We start from the raw sequence: 12,156 nt of genomic DNA, 5'->3' as shown, positions 1-12,156 counted from the left end.
TCTCCTGGTCTACGACAACTGGTCTAAGACAAGCTGTAGATCGATTGAAAATGACTGGCATGACGCCGGAATAGCGAGCTGAGCACAGCCGGCTCAACCTAGCGAGCTTAGCCCGGGGAGCAGGTTCCGTTGTTGGACAAAAGCGCCCCGAGCGTCACGGCGTCGCCATTGATGGCCAGCTGCTGCAGATACTCGGCGGTGATTTCTGGACCGTCCGACGGCGCCTCCGGAGCAGGTGCCTCAGGCACCGGAGCTGCGGGTACTTCGGGCGCAGGGGCGTCGGGGGCGGGAGTGTCAGCTGCGGGTGCATCGGAGGCCGGGGCTTGGGAAGCAGGGCCCTCAGGTGCCGGCTCTTTCGCTGCGGGGGGATTGAGCAGGGTCTGCACACGCTGATGGATCACATCAAAGTCCGGGTACGTGGGGAAGTCCTTGTCGAAGTCCGGTGGCCCAATGGTCAGACGGGACAGGGAGTGCGACTTGGATTTCAGTGCCAGTGAGACGAAGCCGCCCAACTGCCCGGCTGGCAGGTCCGATTCCACAACCTTGGCGCCGGCGTCCGCCAACGCACTGAACTTGGTGAAGATGGTGGCTGGGTCCATCTGGGCCAGCATGGCGGCCTGGATGCATTGCTGACGCTGACTACGGTTGTATTCGAGCACCCATTCACGCGAGCGGGCAAACCAGAGTGCGTGGTAGCCGTCGAGCTTTTGCACGCCGGGGGCTATCCAACCGGTGGGTGGCAGATGATCGCCGGTGCCGTTGACGTCGTCACCACTGATCGGCACCCATCCGCCAACATTCACAGTGACCCCGCCCAGGGCGTCAATAAGGTTGGAGAAGCCCGCCATGTCAATCAGGACGTAGCCCTGAATGGTCAGCCCCAAAATACCGCCAGCGGCATCCATCATGGCGTTGGCACCGGGATCGCTTGCGCCCGGATATAGATCGGGATGGTTATTGGTCACGTCGCTGTACAGGAAGTTGATGATGCAGTTATCGCCGCAGTTATAGCCGTCCGGGTAGACGCCCCAGAGTGGAGAGTCGGCTTCAAAACGCGCGTTCTGGAAATTACGGGGGATGCTGATGGTCGCTGCCTGACCGGTCTTGGCATCGACGCTGACCACCATAATGGAGTCCGGTCGCCGCCCAGCTCGATCCTCGCCCGCATCGCCACCCATAAGCAGGAAGTTATAACGGCCGTCCACCGGCTTCATGTCGGGGCCGGCCTGAAAAATACTGGAGATGGCATTGCGCCCAGAGTTGATCAGGAAAGCTCCGTAGCCCAGAGTTCCGGTGGTCAGCACCATCAGCACCACCATGGCGATGGACACCATGCCGCGCATGCCCGGCGCCAGCAAACTGGGCCTAATGATCTTGAGCGTGTTGAGGAACATGATGGCCCAGCCCACCGCCACAGCCACCATCACAATGATGATGAGCAGGGATGAGTACGGGTTGGTGAAGAGGTTCAGGAGCGCTTCACGGTTGACCAGGACAAGTACGACGGCGGCAATCACCAATGCCCATACCACGAAAGTGCAGCGCAAAGCTATCCGGCCTATGCGCTTGTTCCCGGCCACCAGTTGGGCCGAGCCTGGCAGGAAAAGTGTCAGCACGAGCAAGATCCAGGCCCGTTTTGAGCGCACGGGTGCCGACGCCGGTTCCGGGAAGCGGGCCGGGTTGGTCAACAGGGGCGGACGGTTTGAGGGCCGCGAAACCTTAGGACTGCTGAAGCTCATGCGCAGGCGTTTATCCTTCTGTAGGTCCGGCGGTCGCCGGGACGCCGGACTCCAGGATGCCGGATTCCGAGACGCCAGTCTGTGGGAGCACGGCCAAAGGATAGGTCTTCCCGGCCTTTTCCCGCAGGGCAGCTCCCTTGGCGGAGGCCTGGTCATTGAGTGACTGGGCAAAGTCGGCGAGCTTGGCAGCCAGCTCGGTGGCCAGTGCATCCGTACCACTGGCCAGCATGCGCACGGCCAACAAGCCGGCGTTGCGAGCGCCACCAATGGACACAGTGGCCACGGGAACTCCAGCTGGCATCTGCACGATCGAAAGCAATGAATCCATGCCGTCGAGGGTCTTCAGTGGGACGGGCACGCCTACCACGGGAAGTGTTGTGACGGAGGCCAGCATGCCCGGCAGGTGGGCTGCCCCGCCAGCACCGGCAATGATGACGCGCAGGCCACGAGCCGCGGCGTTGCTGCCGTAGGCAATCATTTCGGTGGGCATGCGGTGGGCAGAGACCACATCCGTCTCGAACGGGATACCGAATTCGGACAGCGCTGCAGCTGCTGCCTCCATGACGGGCCAGTCCGAATCGGAACCCATGACGATGCCAACCAGAGGAGTGCCAACAGGGGCAGTGGCGTTGTTGTTGCTCATGAGAAGTCCTTACTTTCCGTCACGATTGTGGCCGTCACGGATGATGTTTGCCACGGTGGTGGCGCGGGCACGGACGGCGGTGACGTCGTCGTGCGTGGAACCGATCACATTGACGTGGCCAATCTTGCGGCCGGGGCGCACGGATTTGCCGTAGCTGTGGACCTTGACGGTGGGCTCGGCGGCCAAGGCGGTCGAGTAAGCGCTGAACAGGTCCTGGTTGGCGCCGCCAAGGAAATTCTTCATGACCACAATGGAACCCAACGCGTCGGTGGCACCCAATGGCAGATCCAGCACGGCACGCAGGTGCTGTTCGAACTGGCCGGTCACGGCACCGTCCATGGTCCAGTGCCCCGTGTTGTGCGGGCGCATGGCGAGCTCGTTGATGAGGAAGCCTGGCGCGCGGCCGGGGGTTTCGAAGAGTTCGGCGGCCATGACGCCGGTGACGCCGAGCTCGTTGGCGATCCGCAGTGCTGCGGACTGAGCGGTGGCGGCGACGTCGTCGGGGATGGAGGGAGCCGGGGCGATGACCTCATCACACACACCCTCCACCTGGATGGATTCGGCCACGGGCCAGGCGCGGGACTCACCCGAGGGAGTGCGGGCTACCAGAGCGGAAAGCTCGCGGGAGAAGTCCACCATCTCCTCCACCAGCAGCGGGTTCATGGCATCGAACCAGTCGGCGGCAGCATCGGCATCCAAAGAAGAACGCAGCACTTTCACGCCCTTGCCGTCGTAACCACCACGGGGCATCTTCAACACCACGGGCCAGCCGTGTGTGTCGCCGAAAGCTGTGATCTCAGCAGGGGAAGCGACGGCGGACCATGCCGGGTTAGGCAGGCCCAGGCGCTCAATCGCAGCCCGCATCACGAGCTTGTCCTGGGCGTTGACCAGCGCGTCGGGGCGCGGCTGAACGTTGACGCCTTCGGCGATCAGCGTCTGCAGGTGCTCGTTGGGGACGTGTTCATGGTCAAAGGTGAGCACGTCCACGCCGCGAGCAAACTCACGCAGGGTCGCCAAATCCTTGTAGTCACCCACGGGTGCATGGGCCACCACGGGCACCGCACAAACGTCGGGGGCTTCCGCCAAAACTCGCAAATCAAAACCAAGGGCCACGGCGGCAGGGGCCATCATGCGGGCCAGCTGTCCGCCGCCCACCACACCGATTACAGGGAAAGTCACAGTCCCCAGCGTACCGAAAGTCTGGCCGGATGCTTGCTTTGCACTGCTGGCGGGCTTTTCGGGGCTGTGGACAAGGTCCCCCAAAGCGGTCCCCACACCGCCGTTGGGCAGCAAAAATGGCTTTGTCGGGCCTATCGAGCACGGGCGGCATAGAATTGTGGCCTAGAATTTTTAGCAGAGGCTGCAGCGCGAATCATCCGTTTTTGGCCGTAACGCCCGACGGAGGACCATGTTTCAGAAGATAGTTGACCGCATTAAAGGCCTGATGGGCCTGTTTTGGCGAGAAGTAGCAAAATTTGGCGTCGTCGGCGGCGTTGCGTTCGTCATCGACACCGGCATCTACCTGTGGCTACTCAACGGCAGCATGGCCGGACACCCCACCAAGGCGAAGATCATCTCAGCCGCCGTGGCCACCGTCTTCTCCTGGCTGGCCAACCGTTACTGGACCTTCCGTCACCGCCGCCAGGCCAATATGTTCCGCGAAGTGTTCTTGTTCATCGTCATGAACGGCATTGGCATGGGCATCGCCGCAGCGTGCGTGTACATCTCCCACTGGGTTCTCGGCTTCGAATCCACCACGGCCGACTTCATCTCCGGCTCAGTGGTAGGCCTAGTCCTGGGCACCATCTTCCGCTTCTTCGCCTACCGCTTCTGGGTTTTCACCGAAGAGCTCGACGCGGAACCCGGCTACACGGAGGACCATAAACTCATCCAGGCCGACCGCGAAGCCTAAGCTTTCCGTGCTGGTGCTGGTGCTGGTGCCGGTGCCGGTGTTGGCGCCGGCGTTAGCCCAGAGTGATGTTTTCGCTGGCTCGCACCGTCTCCGAGACGCCCACCCCGTCCCCGAGCAGAACCACTGAACCACCGGCCGCCCAATTCTTCAAGGCGTCATGCACGACGGCGGCCCACCCTTCCTTGGCTTGCAGCAGAACCCGCTGTGGTTGCGCAGCTAACACCGTTCCCGGGATGGACAGAAGTTCCTCTCCTCCGGCTAGGAGCTGGGCGTAACTGGTTTCTTGGGTGCTGCTGTCCTTTGCCACGTGTCGCCAAGCGATGTCTGTGGCCTCAGCTTCGGCATCGGCAAAAAACACATCCGCATGCGAACGAACATCACCGGAATAGTCCAGAGTGCGCGGGGGAAGCTCTCCCATCCAGCGCATTTGCAGGGCAGGCAGAGCCACAGCCACCACGAGGGGATCGCCCTTGGCACCGGATAGTTGGCTGTGCACAACCTCGGGCGACGCGGTAGCAATGATGTTGGCGTCAGTGCCCGAGACTTGCATGCCCGAGACTTCCTTGCCCGATCCACCAGCGCCAGCGGAAGCCGCAGCCCCATCAGCGGTGACCGCAGTGGCGCCCACGGCCCAGGTCGCCAGCATCCAAACCAAGGACCGCCAGTGCAGCGGCAGGTCCAAGGCAATCACCGTACCTGGTTCGGCGTCGAGCTCGTCCACTAAATAATTGGCGGTTTTAGCCACCCAGTTATCCAACACTCGGCCGGAAAATTCCACGCGCTCGGAGTCAGGGCCGTACCAGGTCAGCCGGGGTGAGGTGGGGTTGTTGCTGCGCAAAGCGTGCAGCAATTGGGTGGGGGTGTTCGCAGACAGGTCCATGGCATCTCATTTTGCCACGGTGACCGCCACAGTGATCTCCATCGATTGGACAAAATCCCTTTGTGACGTGACGTGCCTTACAGAAGGCATTCTGTGAATTCTCGGTGAATTCCAAAAAACGGCCAGTTCCGCGCAAGAACACGGGTTTTTTGGCCAGAGGTCGCCGAAACGCATGAATGTATTGATATGAAATTGCCGGGCGTGGCGTGGCCCATGTTCGGCCCTGAAGGTAGTTATCATCTCCGGCCCGCTTGACGTGAGGGACTTACATGGATGTAATTAGACGCACGAACCGCTCGTAAAGGCACTGCAATCCGCACATCGTGGGAACCTCAATTTTGGTTGGCAGTGTCGGCGGCAACATTCCGGAGGACGATTATGGGGCAAGCGCAGCTGAGTGTGGAGAAATTTCGCGACGATACGACTGAGGCACAAGCCGCTTCCGCTTACCGTTCACGGGGTGTGCCCACCGATTGGTACGTAGACCCGGCTGACCCGGATGCCGCGGCGTTCCATGAACGGGAGAACCGTCAGGTCCTCGAGGACGCGGCAACAGCTTTCCTGACCTCTCATGAGGATGACGAGCCGCTCACGGCCCATCCCACTGAAGTCGCTGGAGTGGATAATGACCCGATTTGGATCGGCCTTTTGGGTCAGCGTGATGATTTCAGCGATGAAGGTGAACTAGGCTGGCAGACTGATGCATTGTGCGCACAGACCGATCCGGAGGCGTTCTTCCCTGAAAAGGGCGGTTCCACCCGGGACGCGAAGAAAGTGTGCGGCGCATGCAATGTCAAAGCACAGTGCCTTGAATATGCTTTGGCCAATGATGAACGGTTTGGAATCTGGGGCGGACTGTCGGAGCGTGAGCGCCGGCGGCTGCGGAAGCGAGCGGTCTAATTCTTGAAGCAGTAAAAGTCACGGCCGTTCTGGTTGCCCACAACGGCGGTGCCTATCTCCCCACAGTCCTGGCCGCTTTGGCCGCGCAGACACGTCCGGCAAATCAAGTGTTGGGCGCAGACGTCGCCTCCAGCGATAACTCGGGGGAGTTACTGCGCAAGGAACTCGGCGAACGCCATGTGATCTCGCTGGAAGCTCGCAAGGGCTACGGCGACGCCGTCAACGCCGTGCTCGAGCATCAAAAGCGTCTGCGTACCGGTGCCATTGTGCCGTCGCGTTCTAGAGCGCCGTCCAGCTCGGCAGGTTCAGACTCGATAGCTTCGGCAGAGAACCCTCAAGCGGGCGCAGTGGGAGTCCTCCACGACGAGCGACCCACCAGCGCAGAAACCTCCGCCAGCACCTCCGGCAGCAGCTCCGCCCCCGGCGCTGCTGGCTCCAACGAGTGGATCTGGCTCCTGCAAGATGACGCCGCGCCGGCGCCCGACGCGCTGCAGTTACTCCTTGAGGCCACCGAGCGCGCCACCACGGCCACAGTGGTTGGTTGCAAGCAGCTGGACTGGGACAACCACCGTCGCTTGGTGGATGTTGGTCTGGAAACCAACAGGTACTTTGACCGCTTTGCACTCGTGGGTCTGGACGAACAAGATCAGGGCCAGTACGACCACTACACCGATAAGTTTGCTGTCAACACCGCGGGCATGCTGGTTCGCCGTGACGTCTTTGAAAAACTGGGCGGCTTTGACCCGGCCCTTCTTGGCCCGGGCGACGATCTAGATTTCTGTGCCCGCGTCCGCATGGCCGGTGACCGAGTCCTGGTAGTTCCCGCCGCCCACATGTTCCACGTAGTGCACCGACCCAACGGCGTTGGATCGGCCGTAGCCGCTCGCAAGGCCAGCATATTTCTACGCCTCAAGCACGCCCCGGCATGGGCTGTTCCGCTGTTGGCGGTAGGCACCTTCCTGTCCGCTATTTATTGGCTCATGGCTGGCTTTGTCCTAAAAGCTCCCGGCCATGCGGTGCGCATGTTCGTCGCCACCTGCGTCGGTCTGATGCGGCCACTGGCCCTACGTCGTAGCCGGGCCGCGATGGCAGCAACCCGAACCCAACGCCGCTCGGTCAACAGAGCCCTGCGGGTGGAGAAGGACACGCAACGCGAACATTTGAAATCACTGCGTGAAGCCGTCGGCCCGGACGACTCGGCGCCGGAAGAAATCATGCATGGGCCCTCCATCTTGGAGCCCACCGGTGAAGCCCACCGTGAAAGCGTGGCTCCGCTGGCTGCCAGCAAGACCGCACCGATTGTCAGTGCCCTAGCCCTCGTAGCTGTTCTGGCTGTTCTTTCCTTGGTGGCCTTGTCGCGCTTCCTCGGCGTTCCGGCCCTGGTGGGTGGAGCCCTGCTGCCGGTTTCGAGCGAGCTCGGCACGGTGTGGCAGCACGCTACCGACTGGTGGGTTTCCCTTGGTTCTGGCCTGCCCGGCCGCGGTAACCCCTTCAACTTTGTGCTCGTACTGCTCAGTGCGCTGGGCGGCAGCGGCTCCGTCGCGGTCTTGTGGCTGGTGTTGCTGGCCTTGCCGCTCTCAGGGTTCACTGCCTGGCTAGCCGCCGGTGCGTTGACGCTGCGCCGCTGGCCGCGCATTGTGGCCGGGTTCGCCTGGGCTGGTGCCCCCATGTTGCTGCTCGCCATGGGCCAGGGTCGTGTGGGCGCGCTGCTGGCCCATGTCCTGATTCCGCTCGTGATGCTCGGGTTGATCCGTGCCGTTGGCGGGGCCACCAGCCCCGAAAACGTGCCGGGCTCCGTCGCAGGTGTCACCGGGCCGGCCGCCAACGCGACCGTGTCCAAGATGGGCCGGCCGGGCGTGGCTGGCACCCCCTCCTGGACGGCCGCCGCGGCTGCCGGTCTGGCCCTGGCTGTGGTGACGGCAGCCTCGCCGCTGCTCTTTGTTGTGGCCGCGGTGGGTGTTCTTCTCACGGCAGTGCTGCTGGGGCGTCGGGGCAAGACCATCTGGTGGTCCTTGCTCCCGTCGGCAGCGCTTTTCCTTCCCGTTGTCTGGTCCGCGTGGGAAAATCCGCGGGCACTGTTGGCCGATCCGGGACTCCCGCTGGCCTCCACCCAGGGACCGCTGTGGCAGCAGCTTCTGGGCTTCCCGGAGCAGCTCACTGCGAGCGAGGGCATGCTGGGTCTAGGCTCGCTGGCTTCGGCGCCGTGGTGGACTTGGGTTGCCGTTGGCATTATTGGCGCCCCGGTGGTGGCCGCGGCCGTGCTTGCCCTGTTGCTTCCGTTGCGTCGCGCCGCCACGGTGCGCACCCTGTGGGGTGTGGCCCTATTGGCCCTGGCCGTGGCTTACGGCGCGAAGTTCATTGCCGTCGCGTTCGACGGCGGGACCTTGGTTACCGCTTTCAACGGGCCTGCCGTTTCGCTTGCGTTTTTTGCTCTGCTCGGCGCAGCCCTCCTGGGCTTTGACGCCGTTCATCGCCACGCCTACAACCCGGCCCACAAGGCAGGCGAGAGGCACAGGACTGCGAGAGTGACCGCCGTCGTGCTGTCAGTGGCACTGGTGGCAGCCCCGCTGATGAGCCTGGGGGCATGGACCGTGCAACAGTTCTCCCAGGATCGGACCGCGCCGGCGCTGACCGGGCCGTTCGTGGTGCAGGCGGCTACCGCCGGGACCATCCCGGCCACGGCTGCCGATCGCGGCAAGGGCCCTGAAGCTAGCCGGACCATTGTGCTCTCTGTGATGCCTGAGGGTGGCATCGACGCGGCTCTCATGCAGGGCGACGGTACCACGCTGGATTCGCTCTCCGGGATTTTTGCGGCAGCGCGGATTACCGGCGCTCCGGGACAGGAAACGGTGCTGCCCAGCGATGCCGCGACTGCCGAACTGGAGCAGGTTATCGCGTCGCTGGTCTCGAATTCGGGACTGGATCCGCGGTCTCAGTTAACTGATCTTGGTGTGGGCTTTGTGGTGCTGCGTCAAGGCGATTCGGCCGCTGAACTGCTGGCCAATGAACTTGAAGGTGTGCCCGGACTGAACAGCGTTGGGCCCACCGAATCCGGATGGTTGTGGCGCGTGCAGCCCACCTATGCCACCGCGGGTGAGACCGATGTGGTCAACCGTGTTCGTTTGGTGGACGCTGCCGGCAAGGCCTTGGCTCCCGTGCCGTCGGACGGGCTCGGGGTCAAGACTGATATTGCTGCCGGTCCGACTGGTCGCTCCGTGGTGCTGGCTGAACGCTCCGATCCGGGCTGGCAGGCTTGGCTCGATGGCAAGGCCCTCACAGCCGTGGATACGGACTGGGCCCAGGCATTTGAGTTGCCGGAAACCGCAGGGACACTGGAAATTCGTTACGTTCAGCCTTTGAGTGTCTGGTTCATTATTGTGCAGTTGGTCCTGTTTGGCCTGACCATCTTGCTGGCTGTTCCCGTTCGGGCCCGTCGCGGCCGCACCGGTGCATACCGGGATGAAGCATCGTTGCAAAGGGTTGGTAGAGGTGCCTGAGAACAAGGACAACAACGGCGAAATTTTGCCTGCAAAGGGTTCCCCGGACAGCGCTGCTGAGAGCTCTGCTGAGCTTGAGTCTGCCGAGGCTAAGACCGCTGAGACCAAGCCTGCCGCGACTGAACCCGTAGCCGCTGAGGAAAAGGTCAGCGCCCGGCGCCAGAAGTCCGGCCGAGCCCAGAAGTCCAGCCGAGCCGAGAAAGCTGTCCGGCCAGAGAAGGCAGCTCGGCCAGAGAAAGCTGCCCGGCCTGAGAAAAAGACCCGCTCCCAGAAGGGCAACCGGCGAGCTGTACGCCGCCGTTGGCCAGCCATTGTGGCCGGTGTTGCCACAGCCGCTGTTGCTGTTGCTGTTGTGGGTGCCGGCAGCCTGTTTCCTGGTGTGGATGCTACAGCGGTGACCGACCCGGTTCCGCACGTGCTGCCGGTCGGCGAGTCCATGGCGAACTGCCAAGGTCCCACCCAGTTGCTGGCCGGTTCCGCAGCCGGTGCCGACCCTGAATTTTCCGCGAACGCCTCAAGCACCAAGAGCGCCCTGAACGCCGTGGTGCTCAGCGGCTCGACGGGTGATCTGCCGGGTGCGCAGATCCAGTCACTGGATGGAAAGTTCTCCACGCTTCACACCGTGTCCAAGGCGCCAGCTACGCCCGCGGCGACGCCGTCAGCTACCCCGACAGCGTTGACCGGGGCGCCCCAGGCTCGGGCCCAGGTGTTGCGTGGGACAAGCGTGAACGCGCCGTCCGTGCTGCGCCTGGACCCGTTGGGTGAGGCAAGCAGCGTGGGCACCGGATCTGTTGTGGTTGATGCCAGCGACGGTGACCTCGCCGGACTGGCCGCCGCAACGTGCCAGGCTCCAGCCAATGAATTGTGGTTGACGGGAGCGAGCACCTCAGTGGGGCGCACCGCTATTTTGATGTTGAGTAACTCCTCGCAAAGCCCGGCCACGGTTTCCCTCGATTTGTTTGGTTCTGATGGTCCTGTACAGGCCACCGGCAGCAAGGGCCTGGTCGTTGCACCGGGTACCGTGCGGTCCGTGGTGCTTTCGGGTCTGGCTCCGGATCAGGAATTACTCAGCGTCCAGGTCAAGAGCGTGGGTGGCCCTGTCAGTGCCGTGATTCAGCAGTCGATCCTGCGTGGGCTAACCCCCGGCGGCATCGATTACTTGGCGCCGGTCCAGGCCCCTGCTACATCGTTGGCCATCCCTGGAGTGCAGGTTCGTGCTGCTGCTGATGCCGCGAAGATCACTGCTCAGAAGGATTATGCCGACGCCAACACGGTCCTCGCCGTCACAGTCCCCGGCATGAGCGACGCCGTTTTGGAAGTCAGGGCCTTCGGCGCTGACGGCCAGGTGGCTTTGCCCAACGGGGGAGTGTTCACCGCTGCCGCGGGCAAGGTCAGCACGCTCTCGCTAGCCGGGCTTCCTGCGGGCAGCTATTCGCTGGCCATGAGCGCAGACGCGCCGGTGGCGGCTGCCGTCCGGCTGTCCAACTTCACCAAAGAGGGCGACGCCGTCGATCTCGCCTTGGCGCCCTCCACGGCTAGGCTGGGTGACACTCACGTGCTGACTCTGCCTGAAGGTGTGCAATCGAGTCTGGTGTTCGCTGCTGTTGAAGGTAGCGCCACCATCAAGCTGGTTCCCATTTCTGCCAGCGGTGTGCTGGGCGAGGGTAAAGATGTGGAATTGCGTGCTGGCACATCTGTCGCAGTAGACCCCGCAAAGTTGTTGGGCTCCGGAACCGTGGCCGTGATGGTCTCTGCCTCGGGAGCGCCGGCCTTTGGATCGCAGGTGCTGTTGCAAGATGGCTCGGCTGGCATTGCGGTCTTGCCGCTGGCACAGTCGGTGGCCGGGACCCAAGCCGTCAACATCATCACCCGGTACTAAAGCACACCGAGTCGGAATCGCGGTCCGTAGCTCGGTGTCGGAGCTCGCGGGCAGAGCTACTGGCGGTTTTAGTGGCCCCGGTGACGCCGAAACATGGGATCCACCGTGTCCGGATCAATGTTCAGGAGCCCGGCCGCTTGCTCCACGAGTACTTCGTGGACCAACTCGCGAACCTGTCCGGAGGTGTCGCACAGGGCTTCAATCGGGTGCCGGTAGATGGCGATGCAGGCTGGTTCGCCGGGACTAGTGTCTGTGGCGGCTCGAGCCGGGGTGTACTTGCCCAGCGGCGCCTGCGACTTGGCAGCCAGGAGCGATTCGAGCTGCTGCGGGACCTCTTCTACGAGGTATTCCACCGTGGCCAGCGCTTCAGGCCATAGTGTGCGCAGCCGGTCGGCGGAATCCACCACCAGGTCATCGAATTTTTCGCCACGGGTTCTCGAGCCGGGCAGGCCAGCATCGAGCACTGGGCCGCGCAGGCCCCGGCCGTGCCGGTCACGCCGGCGCTGCTCGAAAGTCCGCGCCCCGGGAATCCTGGGCTCTGAAATTCCAGCGCCAGGATCTGCGGCCGATTCTGCTGAAGCTGCCGAATCAGCATCGGAATCGAGCGGATCCAGTGAGATACGCAGGGACTGTTCGCCGTCAATTGCCTTGAACTCCATCATTTCACTCTAGGCCGCGGGGCCGCGGAGGGGAAATATCGCGGCGG

9 protein-coding genes are annotated in these 12,156 nt (G+C 63.0%); 4 read left to right on the top strand and 5 right to left on the bottom strand.

The genetic code is table 11. From position 1 onward, the window contains the following. Positions 1-107: 107 nt before the first annotated feature. The 3 genes from AB0P14_RS01810 to AB0P14_RS01800 are packed head-to-tail and all read right to left on the bottom strand — an operon-like array spanning position 108 to position 3,561. The gene (locus AB0P14_RS01810) at positions 108-1,739 is read right to left on the bottom strand and encodes an LCP family protein (protein ID WP_363836931.1); all 1,632 of its coding nucleotides are present in this window, start codon (positions 1,737-1,739) and stop codon (positions 108-110) included. 10 nt (positions 1,740-1,749) lie between these two features. Continuing rightward, positions 1,750-2,382: a 5-(carboxyamino)imidazole ribonucleotide mutase gene (gene purE, locus AB0P14_RS01805; RefSeq protein WP_363836928.1), complete on the bottom strand. Its 633-nt coding sequence runs from the start codon at positions 2,380-2,382 to the stop codon at positions 1,750-1,752. A 9-nt stretch (positions 2,383-2,391) separates the two neighbouring features. Beyond that, a complete protein-coding gene (locus AB0P14_RS01800) occupies positions 2,392-3,561 on the bottom strand; it encodes a 5-(carboxyamino)imidazole ribonucleotide synthase (RefSeq protein WP_363836926.1) in 1,170 nt (389 codons plus the stop codon). 229 nt (positions 3,562-3,790) lie between these two features. Here AB0P14_RS01800 and AB0P14_RS01795 point away from each other — a divergent pair, with 229 nt between their 5' ends. Continuing rightward, a complete protein-coding gene (locus AB0P14_RS01795) occupies positions 3,791-4,294 on the top strand; it encodes a GtrA family protein (protein WP_363836924.1) in 504 nt (167 codons plus the stop codon). A 52-nt stretch (positions 4,295-4,346) separates the two neighbouring features. On the opposite strand, the gene AB0P14_RS01790 is transcribed toward AB0P14_RS01795, so the two are convergent. Next, a complete protein-coding gene (locus AB0P14_RS01790; protein ID WP_363836921.1) occupies positions 4,347-5,174 on the bottom strand; it encodes a TIGR03089 family protein in 828 nt (275 codons plus the stop codon). 378 nt (positions 5,175-5,552) lie between these two features. Between AB0P14_RS01790 and AB0P14_RS01785 the strand changes: the two genes are divergently transcribed. From AB0P14_RS01785 to AB0P14_RS01775, 3 genes are read left to right on the top strand one after another with little or no spacing between them, the layout of a single operon-like run. Next, the gene (locus AB0P14_RS01785; protein ID WP_363836918.1) at positions 5,553-6,074 is read left to right on the top strand and encodes a WhiB family transcriptional regulator; all 522 of its coding nucleotides are present in this window, start codon (positions 5,553-5,555) and stop codon (positions 6,072-6,074) included. Beyond that, complete coding sequence (locus AB0P14_RS01780) at positions 6,074-9,571, top strand: glycosyltransferase family 2 protein (RefSeq protein WP_363838128.1); 3,498 nt, start codon at positions 6,074-6,076, stop codon at positions 9,569-9,571. Before AB0P14_RS01785 ends, AB0P14_RS01780 begins: the two co-directional genes overlap by 1 nt. Further along, the gene (locus tag AB0P14_RS01775; protein WP_363836915.1) at positions 9,564-11,450 is read left to right on the top strand and encodes a DUF5719 family protein; all 1,887 of its coding nucleotides are present in this window, start codon (positions 9,564-9,566) and stop codon (positions 11,448-11,450) included. Before AB0P14_RS01780 ends, AB0P14_RS01775 begins: the two co-directional genes overlap by 8 nt. Before the next feature lie 68 nt (positions 11,451-11,518). Here the strand turns inward: AB0P14_RS01775 and AB0P14_RS01770 are convergent, their stop codons facing one another. Then, a complete protein-coding gene (locus tag AB0P14_RS01770; protein WP_363836912.1) occupies positions 11,519-12,109 on the bottom strand; it encodes a metallopeptidase family protein in 591 nt (196 codons plus the stop codon). Positions 12,110-12,156 lie beyond the last annotated feature (47 nt).

The organism is Specibacter sp. NPDC078709, from assembly GCF_040686795.1.
GTDB lineage: Bacteria > Actinomycetota > Actinomycetes > Actinomycetales > Micrococcaceae > Specibacter.
This window is presented reverse-complemented; position numbering and strand designations above follow the sequence as displayed.

Coding starts and splice junctions, on each gene's coding strand:
- AB0P14_RS01810 (WP_363836931.1), bottom strand. CDS start 1,739: ATGAGCTTCAGCAGTCCTAAGGTTTCGCGGCCCTCAAACCGTCCGCCC.
- purE (WP_363836928.1), bottom strand. CDS start 2,382: ATGAGCAACAACAACGCCACTGCCCCTGTTGGCACTCCTCTGGTTGGC.
- AB0P14_RS01795 (WP_363836924.1), top strand. CDS start 3,791: ATGTTTCAGAAGATAGTTGACCGCATTAAAGGCCTGATGGGCCTGTTT.
- AB0P14_RS01790 (WP_363836921.1), bottom strand. CDS start 5,174: ATGGACCTGTCTGCGAACACCCCCACCCAATTGCTGCACGCTTTGCGC.
- AB0P14_RS01785 (WP_363836918.1), top strand. CDS start 5,553: ATGGGGCAAGCGCAGCTGAGTGTGGAGAAATTTCGCGACGATACGACT.
- AB0P14_RS01770 (WP_363836912.1), bottom strand. CDS start 12,109: ATGGAGTTCAAGGCAATTGACGGCGAACAGTCCCTGCGTATCTCACTG.